21 protein-coding genes and 1 riboswitch are annotated in these 19,760 nt (G+C 69.6%); of the genes, 16 read left to right on the forward strand and 5 right to left on the reverse strand.

Going from position 1 to position 19,760, the window contains the following annotated elements; translation table 11 throughout:
* Positions 1-59: 59 nt before the first annotated feature.
* The gene (locus E0H73_RS47055) at positions 60-1,181 is read left to right on the forward strand and encodes a hypothetical protein (RefSeq protein ID WP_238163820.1); all 1,122 of its coding nucleotides are present in this window, start codon (positions 60-62) and stop codon (positions 1,179-1,181) included.
* A gap of 76 nt (positions 1,182-1,257) precedes the next feature.
* Positions 1,258-2,853 (forward strand): DNA polymerase Y family protein, encoded by a 1,596-nt coding sequence (locus tag E0H73_RS05575; protein WP_165555494.1) that lies wholly within the window; start codon positions 1,258-1,260, stop codon positions 2,851-2,853.
* A gap of 4 nt (positions 2,854-2,857) precedes the next feature.
* On the opposite strand, the gene E0H73_RS05580 is transcribed toward E0H73_RS05575, so the two are convergent.
* A complete protein-coding gene (locus E0H73_RS05580) occupies positions 2,858-3,835 on the reverse strand; it encodes a quinone oxidoreductase family protein (RefSeq protein ID WP_131352115.1) in 978 nt (325 codons plus the stop codon).
* Positions 3,836-3,938: 103 nt separating this feature from the next.
* Here E0H73_RS05580 and E0H73_RS05585 point away from each other — a divergent pair, with 103 nt between their 5' ends.
* From E0H73_RS05585 to E0H73_RS05595, 3 genes are read left to right on the forward strand one after another with little or no spacing between them, the layout of a single operon-like run.
* The gene (locus E0H73_RS05585) at positions 3,939-4,325 is read left to right on the forward strand and encodes a VOC family protein (protein ID WP_131352118.1); all 387 of its coding nucleotides are present in this window, start codon (positions 3,939-3,941) and stop codon (positions 4,323-4,325) included.
* Positions 4,322-5,134 carry a hypothetical protein gene (locus E0H73_RS05590; protein ID WP_131352121.1) on the forward strand — a complete coding sequence of 271 codons (813 nt, stop codon included), beginning with the start codon at positions 4,322-4,324 and terminating at the stop codon, positions 5,132-5,134. The genes E0H73_RS05585 and E0H73_RS05590 overlap by 4 nt, the downstream gene beginning before the upstream one ends.
* Positions 5,131-5,898 carry a class I SAM-dependent methyltransferase gene (locus tag E0H73_RS05595; protein ID WP_131352124.1) on the forward strand — a complete coding sequence of 256 codons (768 nt, stop codon included), beginning with the start codon at positions 5,131-5,133 and terminating at the stop codon, positions 5,896-5,898. The genes E0H73_RS05590 and E0H73_RS05595 overlap by 4 nt, the downstream gene beginning before the upstream one ends.
* On the opposite strand, the gene E0H73_RS05600 is transcribed toward E0H73_RS05595, so the two are convergent.
* Together E0H73_RS05600 and E0H73_RS05605 are read right to left on the reverse strand one after the other, a co-directional pair.
* Positions 5,895-7,085, reverse strand: a complete 1,191-nt coding sequence (locus tag E0H73_RS05600) for an RNA polymerase sigma factor (RefSeq protein WP_131352127.1) — start codon at positions 7,083-7,085, stop codon at positions 5,895-5,897. The genes E0H73_RS05595 and E0H73_RS05600 overlap by 4 nt on opposite strands.
* The gene (locus E0H73_RS05605; RefSeq protein ID WP_131352130.1) at positions 7,085-7,453 is read right to left on the reverse strand and encodes a YciI family protein; all 369 of its coding nucleotides are present in this window, start codon (positions 7,451-7,453) and stop codon (positions 7,085-7,087) included. Before E0H73_RS05605 ends, E0H73_RS05600 begins: the two co-directional genes overlap by 1 nt.
* 279 nt (positions 7,454-7,732) lie before the next feature.
* Between E0H73_RS05605 and clsA the strand changes: the two genes are divergently transcribed.
* The 9 genes from clsA (at position 7,733) to E0H73_RS05650 (ending at position 13,473) form a co-directional block, all read left to right on the forward strand.
* Positions 7,733-8,329, forward strand: coding sequence for a cardiolipin synthase ClsA (gene clsA / locus E0H73_RS05610; protein WP_131352133.1), 597 nt, complete (start codon positions 7,733-7,735; stop codon positions 8,327-8,329).
* Between the two features lie 4 nt (positions 8,330-8,333).
* Complete coding sequence (locus E0H73_RS05615; RefSeq protein WP_238163821.1) at positions 8,334-9,185, forward strand: DUF881 domain-containing protein; 852 nt, start codon at positions 8,334-8,336, stop codon at positions 9,183-9,185.
* Complete coding sequence (locus tag E0H73_RS05620) at positions 9,182-9,514, forward strand: small basic family protein (protein ID WP_131352136.1); 333 nt, start codon at positions 9,182-9,184, stop codon at positions 9,512-9,514. The genes E0H73_RS05615 and E0H73_RS05620 overlap by 4 nt, the downstream gene beginning before the upstream one ends.
* A gap of 1 nt (position 9,515) precedes the next feature.
* Positions 9,516-10,349 (forward strand): DUF881 domain-containing protein, encoded by an 834-nt coding sequence (locus E0H73_RS05625; RefSeq protein ID WP_238163822.1) that lies wholly within the window; start codon positions 9,516-9,518, stop codon positions 10,347-10,349.
* Positions 10,350-10,374: 25 nt separating this feature from the next.
* Entirely contained in the window at positions 10,375-10,758 is a 384-nt protein-coding gene (gene gcvH / locus E0H73_RS05630; RefSeq protein WP_131352139.1) for a glycine cleavage system protein GcvH, read from the forward strand.
* Positions 10,759-10,903: 145 nt separating this feature from the next.
* Complete coding sequence (locus tag E0H73_RS05635; protein ID WP_131352142.1) at positions 10,904-11,437, forward strand: FHA domain-containing protein; 534 nt, start codon at positions 10,904-10,906, stop codon at positions 11,435-11,437.
* Positions 11,424-12,107: a transcriptional regulator FtsR gene (gene ftsR / locus E0H73_RS05640; RefSeq protein WP_131352145.1), complete on the forward strand. Its 684-nt coding sequence runs from the start codon at positions 11,424-11,426 to the stop codon at positions 12,105-12,107. Before E0H73_RS05635 ends, ftsR begins: the two co-directional genes overlap by 14 nt.
* A gap of 63 nt (positions 12,108-12,170) precedes the next feature.
* On the forward strand, positions 12,171-12,665 hold the full coding sequence (locus tag E0H73_RS05645) for a bifunctional nuclease family protein (protein WP_131352148.1): 495 nt from the start codon (positions 12,171-12,173) through the stop codon (positions 12,663-12,665).
* A gap of 193 nt (positions 12,666-12,858) precedes the next feature.
* A complete protein-coding gene (locus E0H73_RS05650) occupies positions 12,859-13,473 on the forward strand; it encodes a MerR family transcriptional regulator (protein ID WP_131352151.1) in 615 nt (204 codons plus the stop codon).
* 47 nt (positions 13,474-13,520) lie between these two features.
* On the opposite strand, the gene E0H73_RS05655 is transcribed toward E0H73_RS05650, so the two are convergent.
* Positions 13,521-13,967 carry a nitroreductase family deazaflavin-dependent oxidoreductase gene (locus E0H73_RS05655; protein ID WP_131352154.1) on the reverse strand — a complete coding sequence of 149 codons (447 nt, stop codon included), beginning with the start codon at positions 13,965-13,967 and terminating at the stop codon, positions 13,521-13,523.
* Between the two features lie 155 nt (positions 13,968-14,122).
* Positions 14,123-14,212: riboswitch (glycine riboswitch) on the forward strand.
* Positions 14,213-14,299: 87 nt separating this feature from the next.
* Here E0H73_RS05655 and gcvP point away from each other — a divergent pair.
* Together gcvP and E0H73_RS05665 are read left to right on the forward strand one after the other, a co-directional pair.
* The gene (gcvP, locus tag E0H73_RS05660; protein ID WP_131352157.1) at positions 14,300-17,146 is read left to right on the forward strand and encodes an aminomethyl-transferring glycine dehydrogenase; all 2,847 of its coding nucleotides are present in this window, start codon (positions 14,300-14,302) and stop codon (positions 17,144-17,146) included.
* Entirely contained in the window at positions 17,143-18,444 is a 1,302-nt protein-coding gene (locus E0H73_RS05665) for a serine hydrolase domain-containing protein (RefSeq protein WP_131352160.1), read from the forward strand. Before gcvP ends, E0H73_RS05665 begins: the two co-directional genes overlap by 4 nt.
* On the opposite strand, the gene E0H73_RS05670 is transcribed toward E0H73_RS05665, so the two are convergent.
* Positions 18,441-19,682 carry a tetratricopeptide repeat protein gene (locus E0H73_RS05670; protein ID WP_165555495.1) on the reverse strand — a complete coding sequence of 414 codons (1,242 nt, stop codon included), beginning with the start codon at positions 19,680-19,682 and terminating at the stop codon, positions 18,441-18,443. The two genes, E0H73_RS05665 and E0H73_RS05670, sit on opposite strands and share 4 nt — an antisense overlap.
* Positions 19,683-19,760 lie beyond the last annotated feature (78 nt).

Raw genomic sequence — 19,760 nt, forward strand, 5'->3', positions numbered from 1 at the left:
TCGCGAGGGCTGTGGACAGCCGCATTGACATGATCGAACAGGTGTTCGAACATAGGTCTATGACGGGGGTCAGCGCGATCGAGCAGAAGCCGGGCCAGAAGGTCACGGCGCTCGACCACGCCCGCCAACTCCTCACCCGAGCCAAAGCCCAAAAAGCCGCCCAATCCCACCCCCCAGACCCCGACCTCGCCCCCACCACCCACCTCACCCCCGCCGGCCCCGCACGCCCCACCTCCAGCGGCGACCTCGCCCACCTCGCCCCTCCCACCGACCCTGCTCACCGCGCCCTGCCCGGCGACTCCTCCGACCCCACCCCCTCCGGCGTCCCATCCCACTCCGCCCGCTTCTCCTCGTCCCACTCCGGTTCGTCCGCGGAGCCTGCTCACCCCGCCCTGCCCGACCCCACCCCCGCCCGCTTCTCCTCGTCCCACTCAAGTTCCTCCACCGAGCCTGCTCGGTTTGTGCCTTCGGCGGAGCGGATGCGGCGGGTGCAGCAGGCGTTGGACGCCGGCGAGGTGGATCGGCAGTTGCCTACGCTGCCTGCTGTCGCCGAGCTTCTGCCCGGGGCCGGCCTGCGCAGCGGGGCGGTCTACTCCGTGAGTACTTCGTCCGCCCTGGTGATGGCGATGATGGCCGGTCCGTCCGCCGAGGGTGCCTGGTGCGGAGTGGTCGGGATGCCGTCGTTCGGCGCGGAGGCGGCGCGAGGGCTCGGGGTCGACCTGGAGCGCCTGGTGCTGGTTCCGGACGCCGGGCAGGACTGGCTCAACATCGTCGCAGCGCTGGTCGACGCCTTGACCGTGGTCGTCGTCCGGCCGCCCGGCGAGGTGACACCGGGGGAGGCGTCCCGGCTCGCCGCCCGCCTGCGGACCCGGAAGGCGACGCTGATCTCGGTCGGTTCCTGGCCGGGGAGCGAGGCCCGGCTGGAGGTGGAGAGCAACGCCTGGACCGGCCTGGGTGACGGCGAAGGACTGCTCTCGGCCCGGCAGGCGACCGTCGTGGTGAGCGGCCGCAGAGTCGTCGGTGGCCCGAGGCGGCACCAGCTCTGGCTCCCCGCCCCGGACGGCACCATCCGCCCGGTCGACCCCGCCCAGGAAGCCCCAGGCTGGCCGGAAGAGACCACCTGGCCGACAGAGACCGCCTGGCCGACAGAGACCGCCTGGCCGGAAGAGGCGGTGGGCTGATGGACGATCCTGGGCTGCCCCGCACGCCAGGAAGCGGTGGCTTGACGTGTGGCCACGTGCTGTTGGTGGTGGGCTGATGGGTGGGGGGCTGACGCGCACGTTGGTGATCTGGGTGCCGGACTGGCCGGTGACCGCGGCTGCTGTGGCCGCCGGCCGTTCCCCGGACGAGCCGATCGCCATCCTCGAGAAGGGCAAGGTCCTCGCCACCTCCGCCGCCGCGCGGGCCGGAGGAGTACGCCGCGGTCTGCGCGCCCGGGACGCGCAGTCACGCTGCCCGGAGCTCGTCGTACTGAAGTACGACCCGGTGATCGACGCCCGGGCGTTCGACCCGGTGATCAGCTGCCTGGAGGCGATCACGCCCGGCATCCAGGTGATCCGCCCAGGCATGTGCGCGTTGAAGGCGCGCGGCCCGACCCGGTTCTACGGCGGTGAGTCCGCGGCCGCGGAGAAGCTGCTCGACCGGCTCGAGACCTTCGAGGTCCTGGGCGGCCGGGTCGGGATCGCCGACGGCCCGTTCGCGGCCGAGCAGGCGGCCCGGGCGAGCTCGGCGCGGACGCGGGTCCTGGTGGTCCCGCCCGGCGGGTCGCCGGAGTTCCTCGCGCCGCTCACCGTCGACGTACTCGAGCAACCGCAGCTCACGGACCTGCTCCGCCGGCTCGGGCTGCGGTCGCTGGGTGCGTTCGCGCAGCTTTCCGGCACCGAGGTGCTGACCCGGTTCGGTCCCGAGGGCGCCTTCGCCCACCGGCTGGCCCGTGGGTCCGACGATCGTCCGGTGGTGGCCCGGGAGATCCCGCCCGAGCTCACCCGCACGCTCGACTTCGAGCCGGCCGTGGACCGGGTCGACCAGGTCGCCTTCGCGGTCCGCTCGGTCGCCGACGAGCTGATCGCCCGGCTGACCGAGCTCGGCCTGGTGTGTACGACGCTCCGGGTCGAGGTCGGCACCGAGTCCGGCCGGATCCACGAGCGGGAGTGGCTGCATCCGCGCTGGTTCTCCGCGGCCGACGTGGTGGACCGGGTCCGCTGGCAGTTGCAAGGGAGCGGTACGGCGACCAGCGAGCTGACCTCACCCGTCGTGCGGCTGCGGCTGGTCCCCGATCAGGCGGATCCGGTCGGTGCCCATGTCGACGGACTGTGGGGTGGCGGGCCGGACGAGCGGATCCACCGAGCACTGTCCCGGGTGCAGAGCATGCTCGGCCATGGTGCCGTCGCGTCGGTGGTGATCGGCGGCGGGCGGGGATTCGCGGAGCGACAGACCCTGGTCCCGTGGGGCGACCGCCCGGTGCCGACTCATCCGCCGGACCAGCCGTGGCCGGGCGCGATCAGTTCCGTCGACCCGGCCCGCTGGCCGACGCTCGCGCCCACCACAATCTTCCCCGCGCCGCTGCGGGCGAAGGTGTACGCCGAGGACGGCAGCGAGGTCTCGGTCAGCGCCCGCGGCGCCCTCTCCGGCGCACCCATCGCCTTCCGCCTGGACCCGGCCCCGCAAGTTGCTGACAGCAACAAGCTGCATCCGATCACCGCCTGGGCCGGCCCCTGGCTGACCCACGAACGCTGGTGGGACCCCAGCACCGAGTCCCGCCAGGCCCGCTTCCAGTTCCAGACCGCCGACACCCGAGCCTGGCTCTTCACCCTGCACCGAACCACCTGGCAAGCCCAAGCCACCTACGACTGAGGACTCAGGCCACCCGGAGGACCGTCTTGCCAGAGGTGGTGGCTGCCTCCAACTGCTGATGAACGGCGGATGCGGCGGCCAGCGGCTCGACTCGGGGATCCGGCAGCGTCAGCCCGCCGGACTCGAGTGCGCTCAGGGCGTCCGCCAGATAGTCACCGATGGTGGCGGGAGAGCGCCGGGCAAGATCGCCGATGTTGAAGCCGGCGATGGTCTTGTTGGTCTTCCACAGGTCCCAGACGTCAGCGGTCCAGTCCTCGTACCGGCCGAGGTCGCCGTACACCACGACTCGGCCGAACGGAGCGAGTGCTTCCAGGCTCGCCTTGCGAACCGGGCCGCCGACCGGGTCCAGCACCAGATCGGCGCCGCGGCCGTCGGTGGCTTCGAGCACCTGTCCGGCGAAGTCGTCGCGGGTGAACACGGCGTCGTACCCGAGCGATCCGGCGAGCACGAGCTTGTCCGCCGAGCCGACCGTGCCGAAGACCCGCTCCGCGCCCAGCGTGCGCGCGATCCTGGTCGCGGCCGAGCCGACACCGCCGGCTGCCGCGTGGATCAGCACCGTCTCGCCCGCACGCAACCGGCCGGCGTCGTGGAGTACGCCGTACGCCGTCGGGAAGACGCACGGCAGTCCGGCCGCCATCGCCGCCGGTACGCCGCCGATCGGCCGGACGAAGGTGGCCTCGGCGACGGCGTACTCTGCATAACCGCCGAACCCGGGCAGGTACGCCGCGACCTCGTCACCTTCGGAGAGACCGCCGGTTCCGACGCTGACGACCGTGCCCGAGACCTCCAGGCCCGGTACGTCGTACCCGTCAGGTCCATCGGGCGCACCGAACTCACCCCGGCGGTGCTGCACCTCCGCGAAGTTCACGCCCGCGTACGCCACCTGGATCAGCACCTGCCCGGCGCCGGCTTCGGGGACCGGACGATCGATCTCCTCGAAGACCTCGGGTCCACCGTTGGTCCTGAAGGCAAGCGCACGCATGAAGGTCCTTCCGATCGGCCGGCAGCGGTGAACGCCGACAACCTCCGGCCCGGCCCGGATATTCCGTGCGTCTCCGGACTGCGCCGCGGTTAGGTTTGTCCGCATGCACAGGAGCAGGGTGTCGACGTTCTTGATCGATGTGCACCAGGACGAGGTGCCCGCGGCGGTCGGGTTCTGGTCGCAGGCGCTCGGGGTGCGGACCTCGTCGCCGCCCGGAGAGCCGCAGTTCACGTCGTTGCACGACGGCGTGCCCGGGTACGTGCTGGCGATCCAGTCGATCGACGACGCGCCGCGGTACCACCTGGACATCGAGACCGACGACGTCGCCGCGGAGGTCGCGCGGCTGACCGGGCTCGGTGCCGTCGAGGTATCAAGCTGGCAGGGCTGTCACACGCTGCGGGCGCCCGGTGGGCATCTGCTCTGCGTGATCCCGGTGCACAGCGAGCCGGAGTACTTCGCCCAGAACGCGACCGTGTGGGGGAGTGAATGACACTCGTCGTCCGGGACCTCGTGCCTGCCTTCCTGGAGTTCTGGACCGACCCGAACAGACAGTGGGACGAGTACGCCGGCCAGCACCCGGAAGTGCTCAACGACTTCACCCGCACGGGCCGCACCCTCGAGCCTGAGCGCCTGGAGAAGGCCCTGGCGGCCTACCCCGAGCTCGAAGGCCGCATCCGCGCCAACGCACCACACGCCACCCGCTGGATCGAGGAGGCCGCCGCACGCGTCGTACCCGTCCTGGAAGCGGAGCACGTCGACATCCACGGCGTCGCGATGGTCGGACTGGGCACGTCGAACGGCTGGGTCGACAAGGGCACGCTGTACCTGGCGGTCGAGCTGATCCCGGACGAGCGATCGGCCGGGATCCTCGCGGCCCACGAGATCGCCCATGCTCTGCAGCTCCCACTGCCGGAGAACCCCTGGCCCGGCGACGGACCGCTCGGTCAGTCGATCTACAGCGAGGGCTTCGCCACCGCACTGACCGCGGACCTGTTCCCTCAGTACAACCTCGCCGAGCACCTCTGGTTCGGACCCGGGTACGACGACTGGCTCGCCGACTGTGAGAGCCGGCGGCAGGAGGCCGAGGCGGCGATCCTGGCGGACCTCGACTCCGAGGACGACGCCGTCACCGGTCGCTACCTCACCATGAGCGGACAGACCAACTTCCCGAAGCGCATCGGGTACTTCGTCGGCACCCGCGTGATCCAGGCGCTGCGCCGCGACCACACCTGGCCGGAGCTGGCCCGCTGGTCGACCGACCGGGCGATGGACGAGGTCCGTGCGAGGCTGTCGGCATGAGCGACCTGGCGGGAACGTTCCAGCACGAGGCAGTGGCAGAGGCATATCAGCATCGCCCGCCGTACCCGGACGAAGTGTTCGACCGGCTCGTGGCGCTGATCACCGACGAGCCGAGGACGGTGCTCGACATCGGCGCCGGCGAGGGAGCGCTCGCGCGGCCGTTGGCGCCGACGGTCGAGCGGGTCGACGCGATCGACATCTCCCCGGCGATGGTCGACGCGGGCCGCAACCGGCCGGGCGGTGACCACCCCAACCTGCGCTGGCAGGTGAGCGGCATCGAGAACGCCGAGCTGCACGGCCCGTACGCACTGGTCACCGCAGGCGCGAGCATCCACTGGATGCCGTGGGAGGAGACGTTCGCCCGGATCGTCCCGCACCTGACACCGAACGCGCAGCTCGTCATCATTGAGCACGGCCCAGTCGACATGCCGTGGTGGGACGGCGTCGCGGCCAGCATCAAGCGTCATTCGCGCAACCAGAGCTACAACCCGGCGTACAGCGTGGTCGACGCGATCCAGGAGCGCGGGCTGCTCGAGCCGACGGGCACGGTGCGGACAACGCCGATCACCTTCCCGCAGCGCGTTGCCGACTACATCGAGCAGTTCCACTCGACCTCGTCACTCGCTCGGGACCTGATGTCCGAGGAGGAGGCTGTCGAGTTCGACACCGCGATCGAGCAGGCAGTCACGCCGTACGCGAAGGACGGCGTACTGGAGTTGCAGGTGGTCGCCCAGCTGAGCTGGGGCCGTCCGCTCGCACCTTAGAGCGCGTCGGCGCGGCCCTGAAGGTAGAGCTGCTCGGGAACGCTTTGTGTCAGCCGCGCAGCCTCCTGGTACGCCTCCCGCGCAGCGGACCGGTCACCGGACAGCTCGAGCAGGTGCGCGCGTACGGCGGCCAGCCGGTGATGGTCCCGCAACGCGGGGTCGGCGTCGTCGAGCAGTGCGAGCCCGGCCGCGGGACCGTGCACCATGGCGACGGCGACGATCCGGTTCAGAGTGATCATCGGGCCGGGCGCCATCGTCTCGAGCAGTTCGAACAGCATCAGGATCTCGCGCCAGTCGGTGTCCTCGGCGCGCTTCGCCTCGTCGTGCACCGCCGCTATCGCAGCTTGCAACTGGTACGGACCGACCGGTGCGGTGCGCAGGGTCGAGGCGATCAGCGCAGTGCCTTCGGCGATCGCGCCGGCGTCCCACAACGAGCGGTCCTGCTCCGGCAACGGCACCAGCGCACCGTCGGCCGTCGTACGGGCCGGCCGGCGTGCATCCGTGAGCAGCATCAGCGCCAGCAGTCCGGCGACCTCGCCCTCGTCCGGCAACTGCTCGCGAAGCTGCCGGGTCAACCGGATCGCCTCGGTGCTCAACTCGACCCGGTGCAGCGACGAGCCGGACGACGCGGTGTACCCCTCGTTGAAGATCAGATACAGCACGTGCAGTACGGCGGCCAGTCGCTCGGGCTGCTCGGCCGCCGGCGGGAGCGCGAACCGGGCATCTTGCAGCTTCGCCTTGGCGCGGCTGATCCGCTGCCCGATCGTTGCCTCCGGCACCAGAAATGCTCTGGCAATCTCGCCGGTGGTGAGGCCGCCGACCGCACGCAGAGTGAGCGCGATCTGCGACTGGGGCGTCAGCGCCGGGTGACAGCACAGCATCAGCAGCGTCAAAGAGTCGTCGACCGATGGCGCGGGATCCGGGTCCGGGGGAGTCTCCAACGCCACGGTCTCTTCGCGCCGCTGCCGAGCCGCCTCGCTGCGCAGTACCTCGATCCGCCGCCGCGACGCGACCGTGATCAGCCAGCTGCGCGGGTTGTCCGGTACGCCGTCGCCCGGCCACTGCAGCGACGCGGCCAGCAGCGCCTCCTGGACCGCGTCCTCGCACGCGTCGAAGTCGCCGTACCTGCGGACCAGCGCGCTCAGGACCTGAGGTGCTTGCTCGCGCAGCAGCTCCTCGATCGGCATCAGGTGTACGCCGACAGATCGCGGACCGGCCGTACTTCGACGATGCTGAACGGCGCCTCCGGGATCTGCCCGACGATCTCCACGGCGCGGTCCAGGGAGTCGCAGTCGAGCAGGTAGAACCCGGCCAACTGCTCCTTGACCTCGGCGAACGGGCCGTCGGTGGTCATCGGGAGACCGTCGCGGATGAGCACCTGCTTGGTGGTGGCAGGGTCGTCCAGCGACTCCGACGCGATCAGCTCTCCCCGGGCCGCGAGCGCCTCGTGCAAGGCGGCGTACCCGGCCATCCCTTCCTTCTTCTGTTCGTCGCTCAGCGCGTCCCAGACCTTGCGCGACTCCGGATTGCCGTAGATCAACACCAGGAACTTCATCCGCACCTCTCCCGTTCTCCAGGCTAAGCCTCGATCCGTGGATCCTGGCGCGCTGCGCGGCGGCCAGGATCCACGGATCGAGGCTAAGCATCACCCTTGAGTATCGATCGGGTCACTGGTTTGCAGCGGGCGTAGCGGGATCGGCGGCGGCGCGTTCTGGTATCAGGGGATCGGTATCAATGGGGATGGCCGGGCCTGCCCCGGGATGGCCGGGCGTAAACCTGTCCGGCCGCCCAAGTACAGTTACGACCGGTATCCAGGGTGAGAGGGAGGGGTCGCGTGCCGGATGTGGAAGTGTCCGATCGGGTACTCACGATCCCGAACGCGCTCAGCTTCCTCCGGTTGCTGGGGGTGCCGCTGTTCCTGTGGCTGATCCTCGGGCCGCAGGAGGACGGCTGGGCCCTGCTGGTGCTGGCCGTGTCCGGGTTCACCGACTGGGCCGACGGCCAGATCGCCCGGCGGATGAACCAGACCAGCCGGCTCGGGCAGATGCTCGACCCGGTCGCGGACCGGCTCTACATCTTCGCCACCGTGATCGGCCTGGCACTGCGCGACATCATCCCGTGGTGGCTGGCGATCGCGCTGCCGCTGCGCGACCTGCTGCTCCTCTTCACCCTGCCGGCGCTGCACCGCCGCGGCTTCAACGCGCTGCCGGTGCACTTCCTCGGCAAGTCGGCCACCTTCTGCCTGCTGTACGCGTTCCCGCTGCTCCTGCTCGGCGACGGTGACAGCACCCTCAACCTGCTCGCCCGGGTCTTCGGCTGGGCGTTCGCGATCTGGGGGACCGGGCTGTACTACTGGGCCGGTGCACTGTACTTCGCCCAGCTCCGCCACCTCGTCCAGACGGTGAAACCGATCAACGACCCGGCCGGGTAGACCTGTGTCCCAGACTGCGCCACCGAAGGATGGCCCACCCAAGCCGCGGCGCGTCGACGCGTCGATGTCGTTGCTGAACAACCTCATGGCCCACCCGCTCGACGAGGGGTACGCCGTCGCCGCCAGGACCCGCCCGAAACAGGACGGGCGCCCGGCGAAGACCCGGCACCGCGTGATGCTGGTGGTGGCGTTGCTCGTGCTCGGGTTCCTGCTCGCGGTCGCCGCCTCGCAGAACTACCGCAGCGCGCCCGAGGCGGAGAAGCAGCGCAAAGAGCTGATCACCCGGATCAACCAGGCCGACACCCAGCTGAACGGCCTGCGCACCCGGCAGTCGCAGCTGGCCGACGAGGTACGCCGGTTGCAGGCCAGCGGACTGAGCAACACGAGCTCGGGCGCGGTGCTGCAGCAGCAGCTGGACGCCCTCGAGCTGCAGACCGGCGCGATCTCGGCCACCGGGCCGGGGATCAAGGCGGTCATCGACGACGCGAAGGACGCCGACAAGGAGGGCCGGCTGCTCGACGTCGACCTGCAGCAGCTGGTCAACGGACTGTGGACCTCGGGCGCGGAGGCGATCTCGGTCAACGGTCACCGGCTCACCTCGATGACCGCGATCCGCGGCGCCGGGAGCGCGATCACGGTCGACTACAGCTCGCTCACCCCGCCGTACACCGTGCTCGCGATCGGGGACACCACGACCATGCCGGCCCGGTTCTCGCAGAGCTCGGGCGGCCAGTGGGTGCAGTACCTGGTCAGCAACTTCGATGTCCGGATGACGATCACGACGGAGGACTCCTTGCTGGTGCCGGCCGATGCGACCATCGCGCTGCGATACGCGAAGGTGAGTGGACCGAGATGATCGCCGTACTCGGACTGGTGATCGGTGTGGTGATCGGCCTGCTGGTCGCGCCCGATGTCCCGGAGTGGGCCCAGCCCTACCTGCCGATCGCGGTGGTGGCCGCGCTCGACGCCGTCTTCGGGGCGCTGCGCGCGTTCCTGGACGGGATCTTCGACGACAAGGTGTTCGTCGTGTCGTTCGTGTCCAACGTGCTGATCGCGGCGCTGATCGTCTACCTCGGCGACCAGCTCGGCGTCGGCTCCCAGCTGTCCACCGGCGTGGTCGTCGTCCTGGGCATCCGCATCTTCACCAACATGGCCGCGATCCGGCGGCACATCTTCCGGGCCTGACATGAGTGACGACACCCCCGACACCAGCAAGCCGGACTCGGTCGAGCAGCCGCATCCGGACGAGCCGACGCCGATGCCGCAGGCCAAACCCAAGCCCCGGACGCCGAACCTGGCGCTGCGCCGGCTGCGGACCGGGTTCAAGCCGTCCCGCGGCCAGGCGATCGTCGCCGTCGTACTGGCGCTGGTCGCCTGTGTGGCCGTCGTCCAGGTCCGGGTCAACCGCGCCGACGACGGTTACCAGAACGCCCGCCGCGAGGACCTGATCGCGATCCTGGACGGCCTGGGCCAGAACACCCGCCGGCTGGAGAGCGAGATCGCCGAGCTGGAGGAGCGGAAGAACTCGCTGTCCTCGAGTGCGGACAAGGCCCAGACCGCCCGCGAGCAGGCCGAGGCGCAGGTGCGCACGCTCGGCATCCTGGCCGGCACGCTGCCAGCCCAGGGCCCGGGCGTCCGCATCACGCTGAACGACCCCGAGTCGAAGATGACGTCGAGCAACCTGCTGGACGCGATCGAGGAGCTGCGCGACGCCGGCGCAGAGGCGATCCAGATCAACGGCGCCGCCCGGGTCGTCGCGAGCACGGACTTCGTCGACGACGCCCCGGGCATCCGGATCGACGGTCAGAAGCTGGACTCGCCGTACGTGATCGAGGCGATCGGGGAGTCGCACAACCTGGCCGAGGCGGCCAACTTCCCCGGCGGCCTGGTCAGCGAGGTGACCGGTCCGCAGGTGGGTGGAACGGCCGAGGTGACCGAGCTTCCGCAGGTCCAGATCACCGCCTTGCACGCCCCGGAGGAGCATCGCTACGCTCGCCCGGCGCCCAGCCCGACCAAGTAGCTGTTCGAGCGAAAGAGGAACGAAGGTGTATCCCGAAGACCTGAAGTACACGGCCGAGCACGAATGGGTGAAGGCCGACGGCGACGGCCCGGTGCGGGTCGGCATCACCGACTTCGCGCAGGACGCGCTCGGTGACATCGTGTACGTGCAGCTGCCCGAGGTGGGCAGCGCAGTACGGGCCGGTGACGCCTGTGGCGAGCTCGAGTCGACCAAGAGTGTCAGCGATCTGTTCGCCCCGGTGAACGGCACGGTGACCGCGGTCAACGAGTCGCTCGCCGACCAGCCCGACCTCGTCAACAGCGACCCGTACGGCGAGGGCTGGCTGCTCGACATCGACGTCGAGGACACCGCCGAGGTCGAGGCGCTGATGGACGCGGAGACCTACCAGGGCCAGCTCGACCCGAGTTGACCGGAGCCGGCTTGCCGGCTCCTGATAGGTTGGCCGGACCTCAACCGCTGGTCGAGGGTTGAGGTCCGCGATTCTGCGTCCACACTTGTTCATACGGGGTCTACGAAAACGTCGCCGGACCGCCGGCGATCGGGAGGATCACAGCATGCCGTTCTGCAACCAGTGCGGGCACGAGAACTCCGAGGGCAGCCGGTTCTGTTCGCAGTGCGGAGCGATGCTTCCTGGCGCGGATCGCCCGGCGGCAGCCCCGGCGACGCCGCCGACCCCCGGTGTCACCGACACCGCGATGCTGACCCCGATCGGCGCCGAGCCGGAGCCCGAGCGGGCCGGCGAGCCGCTGTCGCTCGAGGACGAGGCCGCGGTCGGCGCACTGCCGGCCGGCTCCGCCCTGCTGATCGTCCAGCGCGGTCCGAACGCGGGCAGCCGGTTCCTGCTCGACGTCGACGTGGTCACCGCCGGCCGGCACCCGGACAGCGACATCTTCCTCGACGACGTGACCGTGTCCCGCCGGCACGCGGAGTTCCGCCGGGACCCGTACGGCGTCAAGGTGCGCGACGTGGGCAGCCTGAACGGCACCTACGTGAACCGCGACCGGATCGACGAGGTCCAGCTCACCAACGGCGACGAGGTCCAGATCGGCAAGTACCGCTTGGTGTACTACGCCAGTGGCCAAGCCTGAATCGTCCGCCGAAGGCCGCGGCATCGGGGAGGTGCTGCAGCTCCTGCGGGCCGAGTTCGCCGACGTTACCATCTCGAAGATCCGGTTCCTCGAGGCCGAGGGACTGGTGACGCCGGCCCGGACCGCCTCGGGTTACCGGAAGTTCAGCTCGGCCGACGTCGAGCGACTGCGCTACGTGCTGACCGCGCAACGCGACCAGTACCTGCCACTGAAGGTGATCAAGGAACATCTCGGCGCGATCGACCGCGGCCTGCGCCCGGCAGCCGGTGGTCCGCCGGTCGCGCCGGGTTCGTTGCCGGAGACGCCCGGTCTGCCGGTCGCCGAGGATTTCGGTGCCGCGGGCATCGAGCTGAAGCTGACCCGGGACGAACTGCGTGCCGCCGCGGGCATCTCCGCCGAGCTGCTCGACCAGGTCGAGAGCCACGGGCTGGTGGTGGCCCGCGGCAACCACTACGACGGCGACGCGATCCTGGTCGCCAAGCTGGCCGGTGAACTGGCCGGTTACGGGATCGAGCCCCGGCACCTGCGCCTGTTCCGTACGGCGGCCGATCGCGAGGCCGGCCTGATCGAGCAGGTCACCGGCCCCCGCCGTACCGAACAGACCGGCGAACTCGCGGCGCTGGCGGTCCGGTTGCATGCGGCCCTGGTCCGCTCCCGCCTACCACACTGAGCCCACCGTCCACGGCACCCGCCGGGGACTGCCCGGGGCTGCCCCGCGGAGTAGGCTGAAGGTGTGCGCGAAGTCGACGTGGTCGGAGTCCGGGTTGAGATGCCCTCGAGTCAGCCGATCGTGCTGCTCCGGGAGGTCGGCGGAGAGCGGTACCTGCCGATCTGGATCGGCGCGGCCGAGGCCAGTGCGATCGCCTTCGCCCAGCAGGGCATGGAGCCGCCGCGGCCGCTGACGCACGATCTGTTCGCCGAGACCCTGCGGGTGCTCGGTCACACGCTCAGTCAGGTCCGGATCGTGAATCTGACCGACGGTGTGTTCGAGGCGATCCTGGTGTTCGACGACAAGACCGAGATCTCGGCCCGGCCGTCGGACTCGATCGCGCTGGCGCTGCGCACCGGGACACCGGTGTTCTGCACCGAGGAGATCCTGGCCGAGGCGGGCATCCCGGTTCCGGACAGTGAGACGACGAACACCGACGAGGTGGAGGAGGAAGAGGAGGTCGAGCGGTTCCGTGAGTTCCTCGACCAGGTGACTCCGGAGGACTTCGACAAGAGCTGAGGACCGGGCTGGTTTTGACCCGCGTGGTACAAGACCAGGTAGGTAACGATTCGAGCGGCAACCGCGACACGCTCACGGCTCGGTGCGGTTGTCGTTGACCCTCCCTGGTCGGCGGCTTACCTTGAAGGAGTCGTGGGGTGTTGTCACTCCACGGAAGTGACCCGTTCCAGTCGGTACCCAGGGAGGCTCAGGCGTGACACGCACCGGCGACACGGATCTGACGGCGCAGTCGACGTCCGAAGCACGCGCCGAGGCGGCCGCTACCGCCGGCGTCCAGGGCCTGCTCTTCGACGACGACCTGCGACCGATGCCGGAGGATGTCGGGTTCCGCGGACCGACGGCGTGCCACGCGGCCGGGATCACCTACCGTCAGCTCGACTACTGGGCCCGCACCGGCCTGGTCTCCCCGTCCGTGCGCCCGGCGACCGGTTCCGGGACGCAGCGGTTGTACGGCTTCCGGGACGTCCTGTTGCTGAAGGTGATCAAGCGGCTGCTCGACGCCGGGATCTCGCTGCAGCAGATCCGGACCGCGATCGCCCACCTGAGCAAGCGCGGCATCGACGACCTGACCCAGATCACGCTGATGAGCGACGGCGCCTCGGTCTACATGTGCACCTCGCCGGACGAGGTGATCGACCTGCTGGCCGGCGGCCAGGGAGTGTTCGGCATCGCCCTCGGCGGTGTCTGGCGCGAGGTCGAGGGCTCCCTCTCAGAGCTGCCCACCGAGCGGGCCGACGGTCATGAGGACGGCGATCAGCACGCGAGTGATGAACTCGCGGCCCGCCGCCGCGCCCGCATGACCGGCTGACACCTTCATCCATCCTGGGCCGGTCAGCCCGCGCCGCAGGTTCGGCCTTACGCGGGTTCGACCGGCTCGAGAACGACGACGGGGATCGTGCGGTCTGTCATGGTCCGGTACTCGGCGTACCCCGGGAACGCGTCGACAACCCGATCCCACCATTCCGCGTACTCCGCGCCCTCGACCTCGCGGGCCCGGTACTCCTTGACGGTCTCGCCGTCCTGCACGGTGACGTTGGGGTCGGCCCTCAGGTTGTAGAGCCAGACCGGATGCTTCGAGTCGCCGCTGTTGGAGCCGACTGCGACGTACGTACCCTCGTGCTCGACCCGCATCAACGGGACCTTGCGGAGCTTGCCCGACCTGGCACCGCGCGTGGTCAGCAGCACCACCTTCAGGCCGCGCACGTCGACCACATCGGTGGTCCCGGCCGCGGTGACCTTGTCGACCTCGCCCCGGATGAACGCGGACGGACTGGGGGCGTACTCCTCGGCGTTCTGCGTCATTTCATCAACCCTAATAGTGATACATCACCAAAACAATCGGTATTCGCGCTGTCTGCTCTCAGCGACCGGATCCGGCGTCGATGCGGACCCGGGCGGTCGCACGGCGACTGCTGCCCGAACTGTCCGCCAATTCCTGGTAGCCTCGGGACAGCCGTTCACAGCACTCGGGAGAGACCCGTGCGATCGGGCGCCGAAGGGGCAATTCCTCCCCGGAACCTCTCAGGCCCATGGACCGAGTGTCACAGGCGACTCTGGAGCGTGCGTTGCGTGACTGCGGCGCGGGTGACAGAGGGGGAGGCGACCGGAAGCACTGTCAGCAACGGAGCCTCTTGATGAACAACTCACCCCAGATCTCTGCGGCGTTCGCCGACCGGCACATCGGACCACGGCCGGACGAGGTCGCCCGGATGGTGCAGCTGCTCGGGTACGACGATGTCGACGCGCTCGTGGACGCCGCCGTACCGGAGTCGATCCGGTCCACCGAGGCGCTCCGGCTGCCCGAACCGGCCTCCGAGGTCGACGCGCTGACCGAGCTCCGCCAGCTCGCCGCCCGCAACACCGTGGCCACCTCGATGATCGGCCAGGGGTACTACGGCACCTTCACGCCGTCGGTGATCGTCCGGCGCCTGGTCGAGAACCCGGCCTGGTACACCGCGTACACGCCGTACCAGCCGGAGATCTCGCAGGGCCGGCTCGAGGCGCTGCTGAACTTCCAGACCGTGGTGTCCGACCTGACCGGCCTGCCGACCGCGAACGCGTCGCTGCTGGACGAGGGCACCGCGGCCGCCGAGGCGATGACGCTGGCACACCGGTCGAACAAGAAGAGCAAGTCCGACCGCTTCCTCGTGGACGCGGACTGCTTCGACCAGACCATCGCCGTGGTGCGGACCCGCGCCGAGGCCCTCGGTATCGAGGTCGTTGTCGCCGACACCATCGACGGTCTGCCGGAAGGCGACTTCTTCGGCTTCCTGGTGCAGTACCCGGGCGCCGGCGGTGTGGTTCGCGATCTGAAGCCGCTGGTCGCCGCTGCGCACGAGCGCGAGACGCTGGTCGCGGTTGCCTCCGATCTGCTCGCGCTGACGTTGCTCGAGGCACCGGGTGAGGCCGGCGCCGACATCGTGATCGGCTCGTCCCAGCGCTTCGGCGTACCGCTGTTCTACGGCGGTCCGCACGCCGGCTTCATGTCCGTCCGGACCGGTCTCGAGCGGTCGTTGCCCGGTCGCCTGGTCGGCGTCTCCGTTGACGCCGACGGCGCACCGGCGTACCGGCTGGCGCTGCAGACGCGCGAGCAGCACATCCGTCGCGAGAAGGCGACGTCCAACATCTGTACGGCGCAGGTCCTGCTCGCCGTGGTCGCGTCGATGTACGCCGTCTACCACGGGCCGGACGGCCTGAAGGCGATCGCCGACCGTGTCCACGAGTACGCGGGCAAGCTGGCCGCGTCGCTGCGCGCCGGTGGTGTGGAGGTTGTTCACGGCAACTTCTTCGACACCGTGCTCGCGCGTGTTCCCGGTCGCGCCGCCGACGTCGTCGATGCCGCCCGGCAGAACGGGATCTGGCTGCGCCTCGTCGACGCGGATCACGTCGGCATCTCCTGCGACGAGAAGACTGACGTCGCCGCGCTGACCCGGGTGTGCGTGTCCTTCGGCGTCGGGTACGACGGTTCCGCCGAGGCAGCCGGTCTGCCAGAGGCGGTCCGCCGTACGTCGGAGTACTTGACGCACCCGGTGTTCAACACGCATCGGTCCGAGACGGCGATGCTGCGGTACCTGCGCAAGCTGTCCGACTACGACTACGCGCTCGACCGCGGCATGATCCCGCTCGGCTCGTGCACGATGAAGCTGAACGCGACCACCGAGATGGAGCCGGTCACCTGGCCGGAGTTCGCCGATCTGCACCCGTTCGCGCCGATCGAGGACGCGGCCGGGTACGTGAAGCTCATCAATCAGCTGGAGCGCTGGCTGGCCGAGGTCACCGGCTACGCGAAGGTCTCGATCCAGCCGAACGCCGGGTCCCAGGGTGAGCTGGCCGGTCTGCTGGCGATCCGTGGTTACCACCGCGCGCAGGGCGATCACGACCGCAACGTCTGCCTGATCCCGGCCAGCGCGCACGGCACCAACGCCGCCTCCGCGGTGATGGCCGGCATGAAGGTGGTCGTTGTCAAGGGCAACGGCGATGGCACGATCGACCTGGACGACCTGCGGGCGAAGGCGTCCGAGCACGCGTCGAAGCTTGCGGCGATCATGATCACGTACCCGTCGACGCACGGGGTCTACGAGGAGAGCGTCCGCGAGGTCTGCCAGATCGTTCACGACCACGGCGGCCAGGTGTACGTCGACGGCGCGAACCTGAACGCGCTCCTCGGTCTCGCGAAGCCCGGTGAGTTCGGCGGCGACGTCAGCCACCTGAACCTGCACAAGACCTTCTGCATCCCGCACGGCGGTGGTGGTCCGGGTGTCGGCCCGGTGGCCGTGGCCGCGCACCTGGCGCCGTACCTGCCGAACCACCCGCTGCTGGACGAGGCCGGTCCGGAGTCCGGCGTCGGCCCGATCAGCGCGGCGCCGTTCGGTTCGGCCGGCGTGCTGGCGATCTCGTGGGCGTACATCCGGATGATGGGCGCGGAGGGCCTGACCGCCGCGACCAAGGCCGCCGTACTGACGGCGAACTATGTGGCGAAGCGGCTCGAGGGTGCCTTCCCGGTGCTCTACACCGGCGAGAACGGCCTGGTCGCGCACGAGTGCATCCTGGATCTGCGGCCGATGACCAAGGAGACCGGGATCAGCGTCGACGACGTCGCGAAGCGGCTGATCGACTACGGCTTCCACGCGCCGACCATGTCCTTCCCGGTCGCGGGCACACTGATGGTGGAGCCGACCGAGTCCGAGGACCTCGGCGAACTCGACCGCTTCTGCGACGCGATGATCGCGATCCGGCACGAGATCGACCGCGTCGCCGCGGGGGAGTGGCCGGCCGCCGACAACCCGCTGGTGAACTCGCCCCACACCGCCGAGTCCGTCATCAACGACAAGTGGGAGCACCCCTACACCCGCGAAGAGGCCGCGTTCCCCCGCTCGGTGGACCGCACCTCCAAGTACTGGCCCCCTGTCCGCCGCATAGACGGCGCCTACGGCGACCGAAACCTCATCTGCTCCTGCCCCGCCCCGGAGGCCTTTGAGTGACTTCAGTTCGTCCTGTCACCGCCGACGCTCTGTACGCCGAGATCGCCGCTGCGCAGAGCGAATGGAGGTTGCCGTCCGTCAATGCCGGCGTGGTCCGGGATGGTTCTCTGGTGTGGACCGGGTCGCGCGGGCGGTTCGCTACGGCGGACGGTGAGTTACCCGGCCCGGATGTGCAGTACCGGATTGGGTCTGTTACCAAGACGTTGACGGCGGTTCTGGTGATGCAGTGCCGGGATGACGGGCTGCTGGCGTTGAACGATGCTGTGGGCAAGCATTTGCCGGGGGTCGCGTTCGGGGACCGGACGGTGCGGCATCTGCTCGCGCACTCGGGTGGGATGAACGCCGAGCCGGAAGGGCCTTGGTGGGAACGCAATCCGGGGGTCTCGTTCGATCAGCTGACGGCAGCGATGGACGAGTCGCAGGCGGTCGGGCCGGCCGATCGCCGGCATCACTACTCGAACCTTGGCTACGCGTTGCTCGGTGAGATCGTGGCGCGATTGCGCGGCGAGACCTGGCTCGAGCTGGTGCAGTCCCGCATCCTCGATCCGTTGGAGATGCGGCGTACGTCGTACTTCCCGTCTGGCCCCGCCGCTCAGGGGTTCTCGGTGCATCCGTTCAGTGGGCGGCTGCTGGAGGAGCCTGCGCACGACTCCGGGGCGATGGCGCCGGCCGGGCAGTTGTGGAGCACGATCGAGGACCTGGCGAAGTACGCGATGTTCTGGATCGACCCTGTGCACGAGATCCTCAGCCGCGACACGGTCGAGGAGATGGCGTCGCCCGCGGCCTCCGACCCACGCGAGAAGTTGACCGCTTCCTATGGCTTGGGTCTCCGGCTGATCGCCGACGATCCGTATCTGTTCATCGGGCACACCGGCTCGATGCCAGGCTTCCTCGCCGGGCTCTTCGTCGACCGGACCCGCCGCGTGGGTGCGGTGACGTTGGGCAACGCGACGTACGGGCGTGTCGCGTCCCTGCCACCGGACCTCGTGCGCATCCTCGTCACCCACGAGCCGGTCCTGCCGCAGGAGTGGGTGCCCGAGCCATCGCTCACCCAGGGCGATGACCTGCTGGGACACTGGTACTGGGGCAACACCCCGCTGACGATCTCCGTCTCGGCCGGAATCCTCACCCTGACCGGCGGGCTGACCACGCGGCTGTCACCGCTGGGCGGCGACCTCTACCAAGGCCGCGACGGCTACCTGGCCGGCGAAACGCTCCGCGTCCACCGAGACGGCTCCCGCATCACCCACCTCACCGTCGCCACCTTCGTCCTGACCCGTAACCCCTACGGGGCCTAACCCTCCGCCGGGACTCGCAACACATAGACCTTCCTGGGCCGCAACGCCTTCTGAAGCTCAGCGAGGTCATCCTCGAACGGCCGCGCTTCGTCGTTACGGCCCAGTGCCCGCAAGGTCCGGATGAGCGGCTCCAGAGCGTCGGCCGCTGCTCGCGACTGGCGGTGCTTCGCGGTGCGGACGACGTCCACTGCCTCGCGGTACGCGGCCAGAGCGTCCTCGAGACGGTGCAGGTTGCTCAGGTCGTCGCCCACGAGGCCGACCGCCGAGGCGAGCCGCTCCTTGGCCTTGTCGTTGGCGTCCTTGGAGCGGAGACCGGCTCGCAGGATCTCGACTGCGGCTTCGCCAGACTGTACGGCGTCGTCGTACTGCTGCAGCTCCCGGAGACTGGCGGCCAGGTCGAGCAGGAGGCTGGCCAACTCGAGGGGCTTCGTCGAGTCGAGTGTCCGCGCCACGTCCACTGCTTCCGCGTAGGCGGGCCGAGCCAGTCTGTGGTCGCCGAGATCCGTCAGGCAATGGCCCAGTGCGGTCAGCGCCTTCACGAGTGCCGGGCGCCTGCCGGGGTGTACGGCTGCCAGCGGCCGGAGGACGCCGACCGCCTGCTCGAGCAGTGGCAGAGCCGCGTTGTACTCCCGCAGGTCCGTATGCCGCTCAGCGACGAGGGTGAGCGCCCTGGCGTGCTTCTGGTTCGCCTCGTCAGCGAGCTCCGCGCGGACCAGCATCAGCTCGTCGGCTCCGGTGCCGACCCGGTCTGCCGGGAGCACGCTGAGGCTGGTCTCCAGCCGCTCCATTGCGTCGGCGAGGTAGAAGCGTTCGTAGTAGTTCTGGCCGACGACCCGGTACACGGCGACGAGCTCCTCGGCGATGATGCGCGCCTCGTCGTCCCGGTCCAGCTTCCACAGTGCCATCCACTGCAGTGAGAGTGCCGGTGCCAGACGCTTGAGGTCGGCGGGTCGTGCGAACCCCAGCTTCCGCAGGTGCTGGACGCACTCAGCGGCCTCGTCCGCGGCGTCGTCGTACCGCTCGGCATTGAAGCTTCTCATGGCGAACCGCATCAGTGGGATCGCCTGTCCGAGGTACCACGACCGGACCGTATCGCCGAACAGCAGTACGACGAAGCCGCCGATCACGGTGATCGTCTTGCCCGGCCCGATCCCGGCGATCCACAACCCCGCGCCGACGACCACCAGCAGCACCCCCAGCACGCGGACCAGATACCGCCGCAGCGTGGTGAAGTTCATCCACCCACCCCCCTTTGGCTGGGTTAGATGCGCGCGGGGGCCGCCTGGTTGCATGGAGTTGTCCACAGGGCGGCGGAA

The organism is Kribbella pittospori (assembly GCF_004331465.1).
GTDB classification, from domain to species: domain Bacteria; phylum Actinomycetota; class Actinomycetes; order Propionibacteriales; family Kribbellaceae; genus Kribbella; species Kribbella pittospori.

Excerpts from the sequence above, each read along its gene's own strand:
- E0H73_RS47055 (WP_238163820.1), top strand. The coding sequence starts at position 60 with ATGACGGGGGTCAGCGCGATCGAGCAGAAGCCGGGCCAGAAGGTCACG.
- E0H73_RS05575 (WP_165555494.1), top strand. The coding sequence starts at position 1,258 with ATGGGTGGGGGGCTGACGCGCACGTTGGTGATCTGGGTGCCGGACTGG.
- E0H73_RS05580 (WP_131352115.1), bottom strand. The coding sequence starts at position 3,835 with ATGCGTGCGCTTGCCTTCAGGACCAACGGTGGACCCGAGGTCTTCGAG.
- E0H73_RS05585 (WP_131352118.1), top strand. The coding sequence starts at position 3,939 with ATGCACAGGAGCAGGGTGTCGACGTTCTTGATCGATGTGCACCAGGAC.
- E0H73_RS05590 (WP_131352121.1), top strand. The coding sequence starts at position 4,322 with ATGACACTCGTCGTCCGGGACCTCGTGCCTGCCTTCCTGGAGTTCTGG.
- E0H73_RS05595 (WP_131352124.1), top strand. The coding sequence starts at position 5,131 with ATGAGCGACCTGGCGGGAACGTTCCAGCACGAGGCAGTGGCAGAGGCA.
- E0H73_RS05600 (WP_131352127.1), bottom strand. The coding sequence starts at position 7,085 with ATGCCGATCGAGGAGCTGCTGCGCGAGCAAGCACCTCAGGTCCTGAGC.
- E0H73_RS05605 (WP_131352130.1), bottom strand. The coding sequence starts at position 7,453 with ATGAAGTTCCTGGTGTTGATCTACGGCAATCCGGAGTCGCGCAAGGTC.
- E0H73_RS05620 (WP_131352136.1), top strand. The coding sequence starts at position 9,182 with ATGATCGCCGTACTCGGACTGGTGATCGGTGTGGTGATCGGCCTGCTG.
- E0H73_RS05625 (WP_238163822.1), top strand. The coding sequence starts at position 9,516 with ATGAGTGACGACACCCCCGACACCAGCAAGCCGGACTCGGTCGAGCAG.
- E0H73_RS05635 (WP_131352142.1), top strand. The coding sequence starts at position 10,904 with ATGCCGTTCTGCAACCAGTGCGGGCACGAGAACTCCGAGGGCAGCCGG.
- E0H73_RS05655 (WP_131352154.1), bottom strand. The coding sequence starts at position 13,967 with ATGACGCAGAACGCCGAGGAGTACGCCCCCAGTCCGTCCGCGTTCATC.
- gcvP (WP_131352157.1), top strand. The coding sequence starts at position 14,300 with ATGAACAACTCACCCCAGATCTCTGCGGCGTTCGCCGACCGGCACATC.
- E0H73_RS05670 (WP_165555495.1), bottom strand. The coding sequence starts at position 19,682 with ATGAACTTCACCACGCTGCGGCGGTATCTGGTCCGCGTGCTGGGGGTG.